Source organism: Promicromonospora xylanilytica, from assembly GCF_054782895.1.
Map to the genome: position 1 here is coordinate 384,420 of NZ_BAAGRP010000001.1, position 18,328 is coordinate 402,747.

General features: G+C 71.7%; 16 protein-coding genes and 1 pseudogene. 7 read left to right on the top strand and 10 right to left on the bottom strand.

What is annotated here, in order from left to right; all coding sequences use genetic code 11:
• Nucleotide 1: 1 nt before the first annotated feature.
• From ACYVK7_RS01630 to ACYVK7_RS01640, 3 genes are all read right to left on the bottom strand, one after another.
• The gene (locus tag ACYVK7_RS01630; protein WP_460885924.1) at nucleotides 2-817 is read right to left on the bottom strand and encodes a DUF1206 domain-containing protein; all 816 of its coding nucleotides are present in this window, start codon (nucleotides 815-817) and stop codon (nucleotides 2-4) included.
• Nucleotides 818-907: 90 nt separating this feature from the next.
• Nucleotides 908-1,978: an RDD family protein gene (locus ACYVK7_RS01635; protein ID WP_460885925.1), complete on the bottom strand. Its 1,071-nt coding sequence runs from the start codon at nucleotides 1,976-1,978 to the stop codon at nucleotides 908-910.
• A complete protein-coding gene (locus tag ACYVK7_RS01640; protein WP_460885926.1) occupies nucleotides 1,948-2,706 on the bottom strand; it encodes an IclR family transcriptional regulator in 759 nt (252 codons plus the stop codon). The genes ACYVK7_RS01635 and ACYVK7_RS01640 overlap by 31 nt, the downstream gene beginning before the upstream one ends.
• A gap of 261 nt (nucleotides 2,707-2,967) precedes the next feature.
• Between ACYVK7_RS01640 and dhaL (ACYVK7_RS01645) the strand changes: the two genes are divergently transcribed.
• From dhaL (ACYVK7_RS01645) to dhaL (ACYVK7_RS01655), 3 genes are all read left to right on the top strand, one after another.
• The gene (gene dhaL, locus ACYVK7_RS01645; RefSeq protein WP_460885927.1) at nucleotides 2,968-3,618 is read left to right on the top strand and encodes a dihydroxyacetone kinase subunit DhaL; all 651 of its coding nucleotides are present in this window, start codon (nucleotides 2,968-2,970) and stop codon (nucleotides 3,616-3,618) included.
• Nucleotides 3,619-3,798: 180 nt separating this feature from the next.
• Nucleotides 3,799-4,803: a dihydroxyacetone kinase subunit DhaK gene (locus ACYVK7_RS01650; protein ID WP_460885928.1), complete on the top strand. Its 1,005-nt coding sequence runs from the start codon at nucleotides 3,799-3,801 to the stop codon at nucleotides 4,801-4,803.
• 85 nt (nucleotides 4,804-4,888) lie between these two features.
• A complete protein-coding gene (gene dhaL, locus ACYVK7_RS01655) occupies nucleotides 4,889-5,521 on the top strand; it encodes a dihydroxyacetone kinase subunit DhaL (RefSeq protein ID WP_460885929.1) in 633 nt (210 codons plus the stop codon).
• On the opposite strand, the gene ACYVK7_RS01660 is transcribed toward dhaL (ACYVK7_RS01655), so the two are convergent.
• From ACYVK7_RS01660 to ACYVK7_RS01685, 6 genes and pseudogenes are all read right to left on the bottom strand, one after another.
• A complete protein-coding gene (locus tag ACYVK7_RS01660; protein ID WP_460885930.1) occupies nucleotides 5,511-6,365 on the bottom strand; it encodes an alpha/beta fold hydrolase in 855 nt (284 codons plus the stop codon). The genes dhaL (ACYVK7_RS01655) and ACYVK7_RS01660 overlap by 11 nt on opposite strands.
• Before the next feature lie 10 nt (nucleotides 6,366-6,375).
• Entirely contained in the window at nucleotides 6,376-6,984 is a 609-nt protein-coding gene (locus ACYVK7_RS01665; protein WP_460885931.1) for a DinB family protein, read from the bottom strand.
• A 73-nt stretch (nucleotides 6,985-7,057) separates the two neighbouring features.
• Nucleotides 7,058-7,474, bottom strand: a complete 417-nt coding sequence (locus ACYVK7_RS01670; RefSeq protein WP_460885932.1) for a VOC family protein — start codon at nucleotides 7,472-7,474, stop codon at nucleotides 7,058-7,060.
• Nucleotides 7,475-7,576: 102 nt separating this feature from the next.
• The gene (locus tag ACYVK7_RS01675; protein ID WP_460885972.1) at nucleotides 7,577-8,692 is read right to left on the bottom strand and encodes a mannonate dehydratase; all 1,116 of its coding nucleotides are present in this window, start codon (nucleotides 8,690-8,692) and stop codon (nucleotides 7,577-7,579) included.
• Between the two features lie 85 nt (nucleotides 8,693-8,777).
• A complete protein-coding gene (locus tag ACYVK7_RS01680; protein WP_460885973.1) occupies nucleotides 8,778-10,001 on the bottom strand; it encodes a beta-galactosidase small subunit-related protein in 1,224 nt (407 codons plus the stop codon).
• A 60-nt stretch (nucleotides 10,002-10,061) separates the two neighbouring features.
• A pseudogene (locus ACYVK7_RS01685) lies at nucleotides 10,062-11,762 on the bottom strand (glycoside hydrolase family 2 TIM barrel-domain containing protein); the annotation flags it as partial.
• 192 nt (nucleotides 11,763-11,954) lie between these two features.
• On the opposite strand from ACYVK7_RS01685, the gene ACYVK7_RS01690 reads away from it, so the two are divergent.
• Genes ACYVK7_RS01690 through ACYVK7_RS01700 form a run of 3 tightly spaced genes read left to right on the top strand, consistent with a single transcriptional unit; the run spans nucleotide 11,955 to nucleotide 15,867 of the window.
• Nucleotides 11,955-13,214: a diaminobutyrate--2-oxoglutarate transaminase gene (locus ACYVK7_RS01690; protein ID WP_460885933.1), complete on the top strand. Its 1,260-nt coding sequence runs from the start codon at nucleotides 11,955-11,957 to the stop codon at nucleotides 13,212-13,214.
• Entirely contained in the window at nucleotides 13,214-14,494 is a 1,281-nt protein-coding gene (gene doeA, locus ACYVK7_RS01695) for an ectoine hydrolase (protein ID WP_460885934.1), read from the top strand. Before ACYVK7_RS01690 ends, doeA begins: the two co-directional genes overlap by 1 nt.
• On the top strand, nucleotides 14,491-15,867 hold the full coding sequence (locus ACYVK7_RS01700) for an NAD-dependent succinate-semialdehyde dehydrogenase (RefSeq protein WP_460885935.1): 1,377 nt from the start codon (nucleotides 14,491-14,493) through the stop codon (nucleotides 15,865-15,867). Before doeA ends, ACYVK7_RS01700 begins: the two co-directional genes overlap by 4 nt.
• 87 nt (nucleotides 15,868-15,954) lie before the next feature.
• Here the strand turns inward: ACYVK7_RS01700 and ACYVK7_RS01705 are convergent, their stop codons facing one another.
• The gene (locus ACYVK7_RS01705; protein WP_460885936.1) at nucleotides 15,955-17,364 is read right to left on the bottom strand and encodes an aminotransferase-like domain-containing protein; all 1,410 of its coding nucleotides are present in this window, start codon (nucleotides 17,362-17,364) and stop codon (nucleotides 15,955-15,957) included.
• Between ACYVK7_RS01705 and ACYVK7_RS01710 the strand changes: the two genes are divergently transcribed.
• A complete protein-coding gene (locus ACYVK7_RS01710) occupies nucleotides 17,363-18,283 on the top strand; it encodes a DMT family transporter (protein ID WP_460885937.1) in 921 nt (306 codons plus the stop codon). The genes ACYVK7_RS01705 and ACYVK7_RS01710 overlap by 2 nt on opposite strands.
• The last annotated feature ends 45 nt before the right edge of the window (nucleotides 18,284-18,328 follow it).

Here is an 18,328-nt window from a genome sequence, read left to right on the forward strand (position 1 = left end):
CTCAGAGCCGCGCGAACCGGGCGCGCGCGAAGGAGTAGCCGCCGAACGCGGCGATCCCCAGCCCGACCACCAGGAGCAGCACCGTGCCGTACGGCTGGTCGCGCATCGTCCGCAGCGCCTCGTCCAGCCCGCCGGCACGCGACGGGTCCGTCGTCACCGCGGCGGCCACCACCAGCCCGCCGACGACGGCGAGCGCGATCCCCTTGGCCACATAGCCCGCCTGACCGAGCCGCACCACCACGGGACGCACGGAGCTGCCGCCCGTACCGGTCAGATCCTGCAGGAACTTCTTCCGCGCGCCCTTGACGACGTGGTACGCACCGACGGCGACGATGACCAGGCCCGCGACGCCGACCAGCCAGACGCCACCCGGCATGCCCAGGACCCCGGCGGTCATGCTCTCCTCGCTGCTGCTCGATCCGCCGGCACCCTGCGCGTTCCGGATACCCGTAGCCGCCAGGACCCCGTAGAGCACGCTCTTGGCGACGCTCTTGGCCCGTGCCGCCGCCTGGTGCTTCGTGTTCGGCACGCCCACGACGGCCGTGGCGAGCTGCCACAGCGCGAGCGCGGCGAACCCCACGGCGACCGCCCAGAGCACGACGTCGCCGCCCGGCATCTGGGCGAGCATCCTGAAGGCACCGGACCCGTCTGCCTGGCCCGCGGGCTGGCCGAGCGCGAGCTGGACCGCCAGCCAGCCGACCAGCAGGTGCAGCACGCCCGAGGCGACGTATCCGGCTCTGGCCAGGCCTCGCACGGCATCGCTGTTCCGGGCGCGCCGGACGGCGTCAGGGGCATCCGGAAAGGATTTCTCGGACACGTTGGCACCTCCGTCACGCGCGCGGATCGCGGTGGAGTACACATTCGCGTATTTCACCGTATTCCGCACCCCTACCTCGTCCTGGTGTCGTCAGTTCGTGGGGTGGTTCCCGCCCGCGTAGCTCATCGTGCCCCCGCACGCGGCCACGACCTCACCTTCGGCGATCAGCCGTACGTCGAGCAGCAGGTCCGTCCCGAGGCGCACCGCTACCTCGTCGGAGCCGGTCATCTCGACCTTCGCGACGTGCCTGTCTCCGTCCGGCGAGACGCTCCGTGAGTGCGTGGCGGTGTCATCATCCATCGGGCCGGCGACTCCGCCCGTGCCGATGTTCCAGGACCGGGGGACCACCGGGCCGCCGCTCTCCGAGCGCGACCGGGCATCGAGCTCGACCCGGTAGTCGACGTCGCGCACCGACGGATCGCTCGTCCAGGAGAGCGTCGCGCCGGGGAGCGCCGTCCGGGTCTCCCGGACCGTCCACATCCGGCGGTCCCGAGCAAACTCCACGGACCCGCCGAGCGAGATGTCCCCGGCGATCAGAAGAGGCCCATGGCGCTCCTGCCGGCACGAGATCACGTCGTCCACCGGCAACGAGCCGGCGCTGCTGATCGGCACGCATCCGTATCCGAGCCCCAGGACGCAGACGACCAGCGCCGCCGAGTACGCCGTGATCCGTGGACGCCGGGAGAGCTCGGGCATCGCCCGCACCACGACGGTGTGTGCGATGCCGTCGGCGAAGGTCTGCCGTTGCTGGTGCCAGAGGGGGCGCAGGTATCCGATCAGCAGGATCGCGTCGAGGAGGTGCAGGACCCACCGAGCCGCCGTCGTCCACAGACCTGCCGGCTCCGCTCTCCCGTCCGGGTCGTCCCGGACCACCCGAATACCCAGCACCAGCTTGCCGGGCGTCCAGCCCGTCGTGGCCTGCAGGACGAGCAGGACCACCAGCGCACCGATGGGCACAAGGATCATCGGGTCGGTGAGCGAGCCGCCGTCACCGTTCGCGACGAGCCCGGGCGTGAGCGTGGGCTGCGTGATGCCCGTCCCCAACGCCACCCAGGTGACCGCGGCCAGGATCGCGTTGTCGAGCACCGCGGCGATGACCCGTTCTCCCCAGGTCGCGTACCCGGGTGCGGTCACCGCACCGACGCCGACGACGGTGGCCACTGGGCGGCGCCCAGCTCCCGGGAGATGTTGCGGGCGGTCTCGCGCAGGTCGTTGAGCATCGTCGGCGCGGGTGGGAACTCGGTGGTCGGCATGACCAGGGCCACGGCCGCCACGACGGCACCGGAGTGGTCGACCACCGGTGCCGCCGCGGAGGACTCACCGAGGATCGCCTCGTTCTTCTCCGTCGCCAGCGCCTCCTCGGCGACCTTCTCCAGGTCGGCGCGAAACACCCCTGGATCGGTGATCGTGTCGCCCGTCAGGCTGCGCAGGCTCAGTTCCGCCGCCTGTTCGTGCGGCTGGTACGCGAGCAGGACCTTGCCCATGGCTGACGCGTGCGCAGGGATGGCCAGGCCGGTCTCGGGCATCTGCTCGCTGCCGTCGGGCCGGCTGTCGTGGTGGATGATGACCACCTCGTCCAGCAGCCGGACCCCCAGGCGCACGGCCAGCCCGGTACGCCGCGCGAGCTCGTGGGTCCACCGCATGCCACGGGCACGGACGTCCAGGGTGTCGAGGTAGACGTTGCTCAGCTTCAGCAACGCCGGACCGAGCATGTACCTGTTGCCACCGGGCTCCTTGGCGACCAGGCCGTGCTGCTGCAGCGACTTGACGATGCCGTGCACCGTCGACGGCGGCAGGGTGAGCGCTGTCGACAGCTCGGAGATCCCCAGCCGGCGCGCCCCCTGCAACGACGACAGGACCTTGGCGGCGCGGTCGATGGCCTGGATCACGGGTCTGTCCCTCCTCGGATTCCACCTCTGCGTGAGGGTCCCTGCGAGGCCAACCGTACACAGGACTCTTGACACGCTCCCGCCACAGCGGAGAGGCTTCGGCATTACCGAATGAGGTTCCGACGACGGGGCCCGTGCCGTCACTGCCGGCCGTACCCCCGAGCCGGGGTACGCACCGTATGGCACCCTCCCTACAGGGACCGGCGCGCGCGGTGACACGGTCAGGTGCCACCCATCCGGAGCTCCACGGGAGGACAGAGCATGGCCACCGCAGTGACCAACGAGGTGATCATCGACTGGTTGGCCCGGTTTCACGACATCGTCGCCAAGCAGCGCGCCTACCTGACCGAGCTCGACTCGGCGATCGGGGACGCGGACCACGGCGTGAACATGGACCGCGGCCTGGCCCAGGTCGTGGCGACGCTGGACCGGCCGGACGGCGGCCCCGACGGCTCGACCGGCGCCCTCCTGCGGCACATCGGCGACGGCCTGCTCGCCTCCCTCGGCGGCGCGGCCGGCCCCCTGTACTCCGCCCTCTTCCTGGGAGCCGGTGCGGCGGCGGCGGACCGTACCCGGCTGGAGGCGGGCGAGCTGGCCGACAGCCTGCGGGCCGGGCTGGTCGAGCTCGTGCGCCGTGGTAGCGCGGAGAGCGGCGACAAGACGATGTTCGACGCCCTCGACCCCGCGGTCGAGGCGCTACGGAAGGCGGCCGTCGACGGCGCGGGGCTCGGTCCGGCGACCGCGGCCGCCGCGGCGGCGGCCGTGGCCGGACGCGAGGCGACCGCGCCCATGCTCGCGCGCAAGGGCCGGGCCAGCTACCTGGGCGAGCGGTCGGTCGGCCACGTGGATCCTGGGGCCGCGTCGGCGACGATGCTGGTCATCGCCCTGGTCGAGGCCGTAGCTCAGGGCTAGGCGGGGGCGGCCCACGCCCGCACGCCCCCTGGCGCACGTCCGCGCTCCCGCCCACGACAGCACACCGCACGCCCGACACTCCCCTTGACAACATCCCGCCGTCGGGACAGCATTCGATAATGTCGAATGCCATTCGGTGAAACCGAAGACGGTCGCACCGCGGTTCAAGGGAGAGCAGCCATGTCAACGTCCGCACGCCGCCAGTTCATCAATGCTCCGGACGACGTCATCGACGAGGCCCTCGAGGGCCTCGTGCTGGCCAACCCGCGCCTGCTGAGGCTCGACCCGGCCGAGCGCCTGGTCTCCCGTGCCGAGCCGGCCCCCCGGAAGGTCGGGCTCCTGTCCGGGGGCGGCTCGGGGCACGAGCCGCTGCACGCCGGACTGGTCGGCACCGGGATGCTCGACGTCGCGGTGGCCGGCGCCGTGTTCGCCAGCCCGACCGCCAGCCAGGTCCGCGCGGGAACGCTGCTGGCCGACAGCGGTGCCGGCGTGCTGCACATCGTGAAGAACTACACCGGGGACGTGCTCAACTTCCAGATCGCCGCCGAGCTCGCCGAGGACGAGGTCACCGTCGAGTCGGTGCTCGTCGACGACGACCTGGCCACCACCAGCGCGACCGGGGGACCCGGCCGACGGGGCACCGCGGCGACGGTCGTCGTCGAGAAGGTCTGCGGCGCTCTTGCCGAGGCCGGCGCCGACCTGGCGACGGTCGCCGCACGCGGCCGCGACGTGGTGGCCCGCTCGCGCAGCCTCGCGATCGCGCTGGACGCCTGCGCACACCCCGGCGAGTCCCGGCCCGCCTTCGACCTGCCCGACGACGAGGTCGAGTTCGGGGTCGGCATCCACGGCGAGCGCGGCACGGGACGCATCCCGTTCGCGTCGGCCGACGAGCTGGTCGAGCAGCTCGTGGACCCCCTGGCGCAGGACCTCTCGCTGGGCCGCGGGGACGGCGTGATCGCCGTGGTCAACGGGCTGGGCAGCACCTACCCGCTCGAGCTGGCCGTCATCACCCGCCAGGTCCACCGGCTGCTGGCCGCGCGCGGCATCACGGTGGCCAGGACCCTGACCGGCTCGTACGTGACGTCGCTGGACATGCACGGTGCCTCGGTCACCCTCACCGTCGCCGACGACGACCTCGTCAGCGCCTGGGACGCACCCGTCCGCACGCCGTCACTCACGTGGTGACCCGCACACCGACCCACGCCGACCGCGCGGACCCGCACCGCACGGACCCGCACCGCACAGACCCCACCGAGCACAGGAGACGGACATGACCGACCACATCGACGGCGCGCTGGCGCTGGACTGGATCACCAGGTTCACCGCCGACTTCCACGACGCCCAGCAGGCCCTCACCGACCTCGACCGCAAGGCCGGCGACGGCGACTTCGGCACGAACATCGCCTCGGCGCTGCGCAAGGTCGACGCCGAGCTGCCCACCGCCCGGGAGGCGACCTTCGCCTCGGTGTTCACGGCCACCGCCAACGGGTTCCTCGCCACCGGTGGCACCAGCGGCCCGCTGTTCGGCATGTGGTTCCGGGCGATCTCGAGGTCCGCCGACCCCGAGGGCGCCGGTACCGACCTGCTGGCCCAGGGCGTGGCAGCCGGTCTGGCCAAGGTCCAGCAGCTCGGTGGTGCCTCGGTCGGGGACAACACGATGATCGACGCGCTCGCTCCGGCCTCCCAGGCCCTGCTCGACGCGGCCACGAGCGGTCTCACGGTCGACAAGGCCCTTGCGGGGGCAGCCGAGGCGGCCCGCGCCGGCGCCGCCTCGACCGCGGACCTGCTGGCCGCGCGCGGCCGGGCCAGCTACGTCGGCGAGCTGGCGCGCGGCGTGGAGGACCCCGGCGCGGTCACCGTGGCCCTGTTCTTCGAGGCGGGCGCCGCGGTCGTCAGCGGCTGAGCCCGGCCAGGCCGGCCAGCACCTCCGCTGCCGGACGTGGCCGCACGAGCCACTTCAGGTGGCTCGAGTCCAGGGTGTGCACGTCGTACGGGTTGTCCGGGGTGAGCGCGTCACCCTCCCGGATCATCCGGTCCTGCATCGCGGGCGGGACGCTCGTGTCCGCGCTGAGCCGTACGTAGGTCCTGGGGATCGTGCCCCAGGTCTCGGCCTGCGCACGGTCGGCCGAGGTGCCCATGTCCAGGTTCTCGTCGGGCTGGAACGTGTTGAGGAACGCGAAGAACTCGTCGTCGGTCCCGTCGGCGAGGAACGCCTCCCTGAAACCCGCGAGCGCTGCCGGGTCCGCCGTGCGGAAGTTGGACCGCAGCAGGCCGACGGCGGCGGGGTCGGCGACCATCGCGGCCGCGAGCGCCCCTGCGTCGACGGAGGCCATCTCGGGTTCCGCGTAGTAGTCGCCGACGTCGAGGTCCACGGGCGCCCAGGCGGCGACGTACACGATGCGGTCGATCAGGTCGGGCCGGGCGTTGCCGACGGCGGTCAGGGTGGCGCCGCCCCGGCTGTGGCCGACCAGGATCACGGGTCCGTGCTGCTTGGCGCGTTCGAGCGTCTCGATGACGCGGGCGGCGTTGTCGGCGAGGGTGACGCCCTTGATGCTGCCGGGCGTCGTCGCGAGTCCGGTCAGGTCCTGCGGGGCCTGGTATGCGGCGGGGTAGGTCGCCTCGAACCCGTGGCCCGGGAGGTCGACGGCGGCGGAGCGGTGACCCAGCAGGGCCAGCTCCGCCTGGAGTGGTGCGAACGAGAACGAGTTGGCGAAAGCGCCGTGGACCAGCACGAACGTGGGAGACATGGGTCGGATGTTACTGGCCCACGCGGCCGTCGATCCGTTCGCGCAGGAGGTCCGCGTGCCCGCAGTGCCGCGCGTATTCGACGATCTGCCCCACGAGGGCGTCGCGAAGCTGCAGGTCCCCGCCCTCCGGCCCGAAGTCGGACGTGCCGGTGTTCCACCTTCCGAGGTCGGACTCGCCGTCGAGGTACCGGTCCGTGGCGTCCATCTCGGTGTGCCACTGCCGCCAGGCGTCCTCGACGACCGCCGGGTCGGCGACGGCGCCGTTCCACTGCGCGTCGCGGTCCTCCTCGGTGCGGTACAGGTCGGGGGCGTCCTCGCCCGCCATGACGCGGCGCAGGTGCCGTTCGCCGTCGGCGAGGTGCCGCACGAGCCCGAGCAGGGACATGGTGGACGGCGGGGCCGAGCGGCGGGCGAGCTGCTCGGCGTCGAGGCCTCCGCACTTCAGCTCCAGGGTGAGCCGGTAGTAGCGGAGGTAGTCGAGCAGCAGGCCGCGCTCGTCGTCGGGCGGGATCTCGGTCTCGCGCGGGTCGTCGTCGGGGTCGGTCCACATGTCGGGGAACACCGTGGACTGCGTCCAGCGGCTCGCGGGGGACTCTTCGGACTGCTCAGATGTGCCCATCCCGACATGATGAACCCGGGCCGGAGCGCCCGCCATGGAAAATCGGCCGTCCGGGCCCCTGGCCGCTTCGGCCTCAACCACCCGCCTGGTCGAGGAACGCTTCCATGCCGCCGCCGTCCGCGAGCCCGATGATGTTGCCTGCCGGGTCCGTGAACCAGGCGCCGTCGCCTCCCTCCATGAAGCCGCGCGCGATGCCCTTCTCGTCCTGGTCGAACCCCTCGTACCGCTCGAACGCCACGCCCTTCCCGGCGAGTTCGTCGACGGCGAGGTCGACGTCGTCGACCGTCAGGTGCATGACCGTGAAGGAGGCGGGGGAATGGTTGTCCTTCTGGTAGACGAACGCCGCGGCGTCGCCGCCGTTGTGGAGCAGCAGACCTGCTCCGTCGCCGAGTGGCACTGCTCCGAGCCCGAGCGTGTCGGCATAGAACGCGCGTGCCGCGTCCAAGTCGTTCGCCGAGAAGCTCGGTAACACCTTGCGCACAGTGAACATCGCTGTCTCACTCCCTTGTGAACACCGGCAGCCTCGCTACGGGGCACCGTGCTCTTCCAGAATCCCACCGTCGGGCACCGGCGCAACGCGACTACCGCAGGTTCACCCCCGGTAGTGGAACGCGTCCCAGGCGCCGAGGAGGTACTGGATGCCGAGTGCGCGGTCGTAGAGGCCGTAGCCGGGGCGCGGCTTGTTGGTGGTGTTCTCGTCCCACAGGTGCCTGCCGTGGTCGGGCCGGATGTAGCCCTGGTAGCCGGCCTCCGCGTAGGCCTTCATGATCCCGGTCGTGTCGACGCTGCCCTCGGACGCGCGGTGCGCCACCTCGGTGAAGTCGCCGTTGTCGAAGTGCTTGATGTTGCGCACGTGCGAGAAGTGGATGCGGTCGACGAAGGTGCGTACGGCGTCGACGGCGTCGTGCTCGGGGTTGGCGGAGAAGCTGCCCAGGCACAGCGTGAGGCCGTGGTACGGGCTCGGGTGCAGGTCGAGCACCCGCGCGATGCGCTCCTTGCTGGAGACGACGCGCGGCCAGCCGAAGACGTCGAACGGCGGGTCGTCGGGGTGCACGCCGAGCTTGACGTCGTACTCCTCGCAGGTGGGGATCACCGCTTCGAGGAAGTACTGGTAGTTGGCGTACATGTCGTCGTGGGTCACGCCCTCGTAGGCCGCGTTGAGCTCGTGGAAGCTCGCGAGCCGCTCCGGCTCCCAGCCCGGCAGCGTGAGCCCGTGCGTGTTCGCCTCCATGTCGGCGATGAGGCTCTCCGGCGACATCTTGTCGACGACCGCCTTCTCGTAGTACAGGGCGGTCGAGCCGTCGGGCAGCGGGTGCCACAGGTCGGTGCGCAGCCAGTCGAAGACGGGCATGAAGTTGTAGCAGACGACCTTCACCCCGGCCCGGCCGAGGCGCTCGATCGTCGTGATGTAGTTCGCGATCGCCTCGTCCCTGCTCATGCCGAGCACGGTGCGGCCGAGCTTGATCGACTCGTGCACGTTGACCGACTCGACCACCTCGGCGTCGAACGTCCGCGTCACTCCCTGGGCACGTGCATCGGAGGACAGGCCCGTGATCCGCGCGACCTCCGCGTCGATCTCCGCCTGCTCCCACACCTCACCGGCCTGCTTCTGGTGGAGGCTCCACACGATGGTCTCCACGCCAGGGATCTGGCGTATCTGGTCCAGGGTCACGGTGTCGTTGCCGTCGCCGTACCAGCGGAAGCCCATCTTCACGGTGTACTCCTCGTCGTCGTCTTGTATGACCGCCCTTGTATACATCATGCCCGACCCGCCGGGCGGGTCGGGCACGTGTTCACAGGGCGGTGAACCGCAGGCGCATCCGGACGGGCGCGGCGTGCAGCCGAGCGTTCGGCAGGACGCCGGGTCCGCACGCGGCGCTTCCCACACCGTGCTGTGCGGCGTCGAGGTGCAACCACAGCTTGCCGTCCGGCACGAGCTCGTGCGGGTGGGCCGCACGATCGAGCGCCTCGTCGGACCACGGCCGCAGCGACAGCTCGATCCCGAGCTGGGATCGAGCGCCGACGGTCACGTCGCCGGCCTCGATCCGTAGGCCGGAACCGTCGACGAAGGACAGGACGGCGCTCGTGACACCGCGCCGGGCACCGTTCTCCTGGGGGTGGGTGTACCGGGTCTGCCAGTCGGCGACGGTGTGCTGCCAGCTGCCCCCGAGAGCCGCCTGCCTCGAGTCCGCGTACGACTCGTCGGGACCGAGACCTGTCCAGCGCACGCCCGTCCCGGCAGCCTGCGGCTCGTCGAGCGCGAGCACCAGGCCGAGGCGGGCGACGCACTCGGGCCAGCGGCCTTCCGGTCGCAGATCGACGAGGAGGTCCACGGCGTCCGGCGCGTCGGTGACGGGCTGCCAGCGGTAGCGCGTGGCGAAGCCCGCCCGCGTGGCGGGTCCGGCCGTTCTGGCGGCGATCTCGAGCGCACCGTCGGCCGTGACGCCCACGCCGGCCTTGCGCTCCGCGAGCAGGTGCAGACCCGCGCCGCGCCACGCGGCGACGTCGGCGTCGCCGGGCCCGCGCCCCTTCGCCGGGCGGCGGTCGTTGTCCGTCGGAGCACGCCAGGCATCGACCCGGAAGCCATGCACCGTCCGGCCGGCGAGCTCACGAAGGTCACCGCGGGCGTCGAGCACGGCAGGGCCGGCCCGGAAACCGCCGTCGGCCCCGACGGACACCCGGCCGGCCGCAGCGGCGAGCGGCGCGGGCGCCACGAGGAGGAGCTGGCCGGCGCCGAGCTGGAAGCCGGACTCGAGCCACCCCTCCTCGAACGCGTCCGCCTTCTGCTGCACGGCGCGCACGGTCCACCAGACCGGGTCCTCGCCCGGTTCCGGCAGCACCAGGTCGGACGGCGGCCGCACCACCGTCTCGGCCCCCGGCTCCAGCACCAGGTCGAGGACACCCGCTGCGAGCTCCTCCGCGCCGCGGTGCAGCGTCCAGCGGAGCTCGGCGTGGCTCGTGTCCCGGAAGGAGTAGCGGTTGCGGACCAGCAGCGAGCCGTCGGGCCGGGGGTCGATGCGGACCGGCGCGAACACGGCGGCCGTCTCGAGCAGGCCCGGCGAGGGTGTGCGGTCGGGCAGCAGCAGGCCGTCGGCGATGAAGGTGCCGTCGTGGAACCGCTCGCCGAAGTCGCCGCCATACGCGGAGAACAGGTTCCCGTCGGCGTCGGCACGGGTGATCCCGTGGTCGATCCACTCCCAGATGAAGCCACCGAGAAGCCGCGGGTACCGGTCGACGATCGCGTCGTAGTCGGCGAGACCACCGGGGCCGTTGCCCATCGCGTGCGCGTACTCGCACAGCACGAACGGCATGGCCCGGCGGCGGGCGTCGGCGGCGGCGCGCTCCAGCGGTGGCTCGATGCCCTGGCCGATCAGCTCGACCTCCGCGCTGTCGGCGTACATCCGCGAGTACACGTCCACGTGGTCGCTCGAGAAGTCGCCCTCGTAGTGGACGGGCCGGCTCGGGTCGAGCGCCCGGACGGCGTCGGCCATCGCCTGGATGTTGCGCCCGCCGCCTGCCTCGTTGCCGAGCGACCACATGATGATGCTCGCGTGGTGGGCGTCGCGGCGCACCGTGCGGGTGACGCGGTCGACGAGCACCTCGGTCCAGTCCGGGTCGTCGACAGGGTTGCCCGCCCAGCCCTCGTCGAGGAACCCGTGCGTCTCCAGGTCGTTCTCGTCCACGACGTAGAGGCCGTACCGGTCGCACAGGTCGAGGAAGTGCGGGTGGGGCGGGTAGTGGCTCGTGCGGACGGCATTGATGTGGTGTCGCTTCATGAGCAGCACGTCCTCGAGCATCCGCTCGGGCGTCACCGCGCGGCCGCGCAGCGGGTCGAACTCGTGCCGGTTGACGCCGCGGAGCTTGACCGGCCGGCCGTTGACCAGGAACACCCCGTCCTCGATCGAGACCCTGCGAAAGCCGACCGCGAGCGTGACCGTCTCGGTGTCGGTCGCGACGACGACGTCGTAGAGGCGGGGCCGTTCGGCGCTCCACGGCTCGACGGGTACGCGCACCTCCTCACCGGCCGGTACCTCGACGGCCAGCTCGGGTACCGCCACGCGGGCCGCGACCGGAACCGACGCACCCACGACCGTCGAGGCGTCCACCCGCAGCGTGCCGACGCCGGTCGTGTGGTCGTAGTCCGCGTGCACGCGGACGTCGTCGAGCCCCCCGTCTGGCCGGTGCTCCAGGGAGACGCTGCGGAAGATGCCCGACAGCCACCATTGGTCCTGGTCCTCGACGTAGCTCAGGGCCGACCACTTCGTGACCCGGACGGCGAGGAGGTGGTCACCGTCCCCCAGACGGTCGGTGAGGTCGATCTCCGTGGGCAGCCGCGACCCGTGCGACGTGGCGACCACCTCGCCGTCGAGCGCCACCTGGAACCACGAGTCCACACCCTCGAACCGCAGCACGGTGCGACCGCCGGCCGGCCAGTCCGCGGGCCGGCGCACGGTGGTGCGGTACTCGCCGGTCGGGTTGTCGTCCGGCACGTGCGGCGGATCCACCGGGAACGGATAGAGCACGTTGTTGTACGCGGGGACGCCGTAGGGCCAGGCGTGCGGTGCCCCGGCGAGCTGCCAGTGCCCCGGCACGGCCAGGCGGTCCCAGTCGTCGCCCCGCTCGCCGCGGTCCACACCCGTGTCGGGGTGCGGGAACAGCCTGAACCGCCACTCCCCGTCGAGCGGGCTGGTCGACGCGCTGGAGGCGCCGGCCGGCGGGCGGAACCGTGCGGCGACGACGCCGTCGGGTGTGGCGACGGACTCGTGAGAAAGGGTCATGTCTCCTCCAGGCGGCGGGATCTGTCGGGGGGTTGCCCCGGAACAGGTTGGGGTTCACGCTGTAGGTGTTGGCTTCCTGCACCGAGGTGATGACACCTCCGTCGCAGGAAGTTTCGCATTTTGCCATCCCGGCACGCGCCGGCAACGAGGAGACCACAACAGACCCTTTTGTACGACCTGAAGAGGTGCGGCATGGACATGACCCCGTTCGAGCAGTCCGAATCCAGCGTCCGCGGTTACAGCCGCGCGTATCCCACCGTGTTCGCCTCGGCGTCAGGTGCACGACAGACGGCCGAGGACGGCACGTCTTACATCGACTTCTTCGCCGGGGCGGGAGTGCTGAACTTCGGGCACAACGACCCGCGGATGAAGGCGGCGATGATCGCCTTCCTCGAGAGCGACGGCGTCGCCCACAGCCTCGACACCTACACGACCACCAAGCGGGACTTCATCGAGAAGTTCCGGGACGTGGTCCTGCGGCCGCGTGGCATGGACCACCGGATGCAGTTCACGGGCCCGACCGGGACGAACGCCGTAGAAGCGGCCCTCAAGCTGGCCCGCCTGACCACCGGTCGCCGCGAGATCGTGGCCTTCAGCAACGGGTTCCACGGCATGACCCTGGGGGCGCTGGCCGCCACCGCCAACGACGCGTTCCGGAAGTGGGCCGGTGTGCCCCTGACCGACGTCGTACGCCTGCCGTTCGAGACGTCACCCGGTGGCGACACCGCCGTCGCCGACTACGGTGCCGCGCTGCGCAACGCGTCCAGCGGCCTCACGCCACCAGCGGCTTTTCTCGTCGAGGTGGTGCAGGCGGAGGGCGGCGTCAACCTCGCCACCGCCGCGTGGCTGCACCAGGTCCAGGACCTCGCCCGTGAGGTCGGTGCGCTGTTCATCATCGACGACATCCAGGCCGGCTGCGGCCGGACCGGAAGCTACTTCTCGTTCGACGGCATGGGGCTGGACCCCGACATCATCACGCTGGCGAAGGGCCTCGGCGGCTTCGGCACCCCGATCGCGATGAACCTGAACAAGCCGTCCGTCGACGACAACTGGTCCCCCGGCGCGCACACCGGGACGTTCCGTGGCCAGGGCCTGTCGTTCGTCGCCGGCACCGTCGCCCTCGACTACTTCACCGACGACGTCCTCATGAACGAGGTGGCGGCCAAGGGTGCGGTCATGCGGGAGCGCCTCGAGGCCATCGCCGCCGCCCACCCGGAGCAGGGCTGGGAGGTGCGCGGCCGCGGCATGATGCAGGCCCTCGACACCGGCGACGGCGCCTTTGCCAAGCGGGTGCAGCAGGCGGCCTTCGAGACGGGGCTGCTCATCGGCCCCTGTGGGACCGGTGGCCAGGTGATCAAGCTGATCCCGCCCCTGACCATCCCCGAGGAGGACCTCGCGGAGGGTCTGGACATCCTCGACAAGGCCATCACGACGGCGGCGGGGGTGGCGTGATGCGCGCCCGCGACGACATGACCTTCCCGCCCCAGGAGTACGAGCGCCGGCTCCACGACCTGCGGGAACGGATGGCCAAGCGACGGCTGGACGCCGTGGTGATCACCGACCCCGAGAACCTGATGTACCTGACCGACTACCAGACCACCGGGTACTCGTTCTTCCAGGCGCTGGTGGTCCCCCTCGACGGCGAACCCCTGATGATCACCCGGGCCATGGAGGAGTCCAACGTCGTCGAGCGTACCTGGGTGGAGCACACGCGGCCGTACCCCGACACGGGCGACGCCATCCAGGAGCTCGTGCTGGCGCTGAACCAGTCCGGGCTCGGGCACAAGCGGGTCGGCTACGAGCGCAACAGCTACTTCTTCCCCGCCTACCAGCAGGACCGCATCCACACGTCGTTCCAGCACGGCGTGCTCCTGGACTGCTTCGGCATCGTCGAGGCGGGACGGCTGCGCAAGTCGGATGTCGAGATCGAGGTGATGCGCAAGGCGGCCCGTGCCACCGAGGCCGGCATGGCCGCCGGCCTCGCCGCCGCGATCCCCGGGGCCACCGAGAACGACGTCGCCGCCGCCGTCTCGTCGGCGATGTTCCGGGCCGGCGGTGAGTTCCCGTCGGTGATGCCATACGTGGCGTCCGGGCCCCGGTCGATGATCGGGCACGCCACCTGGGAGGGCCGCGTCATCCAGCCGGACGACCACGTGCTCCTCGAGATCGGCGGCTGCTACCGCCGGTACCACACGGCGATGATGCGCACGGCGGTCACGGGTGAGCTGTCGGACTCGATGTACCGGTCGCAGGAGCGGATGAAGGCGGCCCTGGCGGAGCTGAAGAGCCTGATGGGACCGGGGATGACCGTGTCGGACGCCGACTCGATAGTGCGGCGCATCATCTCCGACAACGAGGTGGGCGCCCGGCTGGTGACCCGGTCCGGGTACTCGATCGGGATCGCCTTCCCGCCGTCCTGGGACGAGGGCTACATCCTGTCGCTGAACCCCGGCGACTTCTCGGTGCTCGAACCGGGCATGACCTTCCACGTGATCCCGTGGATGTGGGGGGTCGACGGCGACAAGACCGTCGGCATCTCCGACACCATCCGGATCACCGACGACGGGTGCGAGTCGTTCTTCACGCTGGACGAGGACTTCGTGGTGCACTCCGGCGACGCCACGACCCTGACGTCGGTGGCCGACCTCGAACCGGACACCGTGCCCGCCGAGGCGGTGGACCCCACCGTCGCACCAGCCGCAGGAGCAGCCGTAGGAACAGGAGAACCATGAGCTTCCTCACCGCTACCGACCCCACCTCCGGCGCCGTCGTGCGGCGTGTCGCCGCCGCCACGCCGGAGGAGATCACCGCGACGATCGACCGCGCCCAGTCCGCCTTCGAGAGCTGGCGCACCACGTCGTTCGAGGAACGCGGCGACGTGCTGCGCGCGGTGGCCGCCTACCTGCGCGAGAACGTGGACAAGCTCGGCATGGTGATGACCGAGGAGATGGGCAAGCCCATGGCCGAGTCGCGGGGCGAGGTCAACAAGGCGGCCTGGGCGGCGGAGTACTACGCCGAGCACGCCGAGGCGCACCTGGCCACCGAGGTCCTCGACTCGGACGCGACGTCCAGCTACGTCCAGTACCTGCCGCTCGGACCGATCCTCGGCGTGCTGCCGTGGAACGCTCCGTTCTGGCTGGCCTTCCGCTTCTGCGCACCCGCGCTGATGGCCGGCAACACCTGCGTCATGAAGCACGACCCGCACGTGCCGGGCTGCGCCGAGGCCATCGCGGGCGTCTTCGAGGCGGTCGGCGCCCCGCCCGGCATTTTCCAGGCGCTGCTGGCGGAGACGTCCGACGTGGAGCAGGCGATCCGCGACCCGCGGATCCAGGCGGTGTCGTTCACCGGCTCCGAACGCGGCGGTTCGGCGGTCGCGTCGATGGCGGCGAGCGAGATCAAGCCCACCGTGCTGGAGCTCGGCGGTTCGGACCCCTGCATCGTCCTGGCCGACGCCGACCTGGTCCAGGCCGCCGACGTCATCGCGTTGTCCCGCATCATCAACGCGGGCCAGTCCTGCATCGCCGCGAAACGCATCATCGTCGAGCGGCCGGTGCACGACGAGCTCGTCGAGCTCCTCACCGAACGGCTGGGCGCTCTGGTCGTCGGCGATCCGCGCGACGACGCCACCCAGGTGGGACCGATCGCCCGGTCCGACCTGCGGGACAACCTGCATCGCCAGGTCACCGAGAGCGTCGCCGCCGGCGCGACGTGCGTGCTCGGCGGCGAGCTGCCCGACGGCGACGGCTGGTTCTACCCGGTCACACTGCTCACGGACGTCACGCCCGGCATGGCCGCGTGCGCCGAGGAGACGTTCGGTCCGGTCGCCGTGGTCATGGTCGCCGACGACGCCGACTCGGCTCTCGCGCTGGCCAACGACACCCCGTACGGGCTGGCGGCGAGCGTCTGGACCAGCGCCGAGCGGGGCGAGGCGATGGCCAGGCACGTCTTCGCCGGGCAGGTGACGGTGAACGGGATCGTGAAGTCCGACCCCCGACTGCCCAGCGGTGGCATCAAGCGCTCGGGCTACGGGCGGGAGCTGGGGCCGCACGGCATCCGGGAGTTCGTGAACGCCCAGCAGGTCTGGGTCGGGCCCAAGACAGGCTGATCAGTCCGCTTCGAGAATGCGATCTCGCATGGTTCGGTGTCCCGGAGCGTGCCCGATCGCATTCTCGAAGCGGACCCGCGCACGAGTTCAGCCCTGCCGCGCCAGCATCTCCCCGATCACCCGGGCCCCCTCGGGGAAAGCCCCGGGGTTCGGCCCGGAGTAGTTGAGCCGCAGGTACGCACCGGTCGGCTCGGCGGGGAACCACTCGTCACCCGCGGCCACGATGACGCCGGCGGACTCGCAGTCGCGGACCAGGCGCGCGACGTCGGTGGCGTCGGGGAGCCGCACCCAGACGTTCAGCCCGCCCTGCGGCACCGCCTCCACCCGGGCCGCGGGAACATGCTCCCGGAGCGCGCCGAGCAGCAGGTCCCGCCGGGCGGCGAGCTGCTGGCGCAAGCCACGCAGATGAGTGCGCCAGGCCGGCTGGGTGACCACGTCGAGCGCGACCGCCTGCAGCAGGCCGCTCACATACATGGCCTCGGCCTGCGCGTCCGCGAGGATGCGTTCGCGCGCGGGGCCCCGGGCGACGAGCCCGGCGACACGCACCGCCGGCGACACGCTCTTGGCCAGCGAGCGCAGGTAGACCACGTGCCCACCGTCGTCGCGGGCGGCGAGCGGGACCATCTCCTGAACGATCCCGAAGTCGTGCGCCCAGTCGTCCTCGATCACGAAGGCGCCGTGCTCGCGTGCCAGCCGCAGCACCTCGTCGGACAGGTCGGCCGACCAGCGGGCGCCGGTCGGGTTGGCGAAGTGGGGCTGCGCGTAGAAGGCACGCGACCCGGTCTGCGCGAAGGCGCGCGTGAGCTCGGCGGGGTCCGGCCCGCGGGGACCGCTGGGTACCGGCACGAGCTGGACGCCGACCTGCTCCGCGGCGAGGATCGCGCCCCAGTAGGTGGGCGACTCCACGAGTAGCGGCCGGCCCGCACCGACCAGGGCGCGGAAGATCGTGCTGAGGCTGGCCTGGCTCCCGGGAAAGACCACGACATCGCTCGGGGCCGGCGGCGAGATGCCGACGGGTGTCGCACCGCCCAGCTCTGCCGCGAACCAGGTCTGCAGCTCCGGGAGCCCGGCAGCCGGGGGTCTGGCGACGGCGGCGTCGCTGCGAGCCGCCCTGGTGAACGCGGCCCGGACCAGCCGTTCGGGCAGCAGCTCGCGGTCGGGATAGCCCGAGTGCAGCGCGATCACGTCGTTGGGCGGGGTGTGCAGAGCCGTGGCCAGCTGGTGGGCGGACTTCGGTCGTGGACCGAGGGCTGCCGTCTGCCAGCCGTAGTCGTTGGGGCGCGCCACGCGCACCGCCCGGACGAAGGTGCCGACACCCGGCCTGCTCTCGACAGCTCCCTGTGCGGCGAGGGTGCGCAGCGCCTTCTGCACGGTGACCGGGCCGGCTCCGTACTGCGCGACCAGCGCGCGGGTGGACGGCAGCCGGGCACCCGGTGCGGCGGTGGCCAGCCACTCGTGCAGGCCGGCGACGATCCGTGCACTGCTATCGTCATACATGACAGTCAACAGTAGCGCTACCCTCAGAACAGCGTCACCGCTACCCACCTCGCGAGCCGGACTCTGGTGGGGTCTGCTCGGGGTGGCCGCCTTCTCGTTCACTCTTCCCTTCACCCGCGTGGTGGTCGACGGCGGTGGGATGTCGCCGCTGTTCGTGGCCTGCGGCCGGGCGGTCGTCGCCGCGGCTCTCGCGGCGGCCGCCCTCGTGATCACGCGGCAGCGCCTGCCGCGCGGCGGGCAGTGGCCGCGCCTCGCCGTCGTCGCCGCCGGGGTGGTCGTCGGCTTCCCGGTACTGACGTCGTTCGCGCTCGAGACCGCGTCGGCGAGCCACGGCGCCGTCGTGATCGCGCTGCTGCCCGCGGCGACGGCGGTACTGGCCGTGCTCCGCGGGCACGAGCGACCGCGCACGTCGTTCTGGATCATGGCCGCGCTGGGCGCGATCGCCGCGGTCGGCTTCGCCGCGGTTCAGGGCGGCGGGCTCGGCAGCCTGCACGGCTCCGACCTGCTCCTGCTCGCCGCGGTCGCCGCGTGCGCGGTCGGCTACGCCGAAGGCGGGCTGCTCGCCCGCGAGCTCGGCGCGTGGCAGACGATCTCCTGGGCGCTCGTGCTCGCCGGCGTCCCGATGGCGCTCGTCACCGTCGCCTCGATGGTGCGACAGCCACCGACGGGTGGCCCGCTCGACTGGGCACTGTTCGGCTACCTCGGCGTCGTGAGCATGTTCCTCGGCTTCTTCGCCTGGTACCGAGGCCTCGCGATCGGACCGATGGCCCAGGTCAGCCAGGTCCAGCTGATCCAGCCCGTGCTGACCATCTGCTGGGCCGCGCTCCTGCTGCACGAGCAGCTCGCGTGGCCCACCGTGCTCGGCGGGGCCGCCGTGATCGCCTGCGCTGGCACAGCCGTCCGGGCCCGGTTGCGGTAGCCGCGCTGCGCCGGGCACCGTCCGGAGTCGGGCAGACTGGGGGAG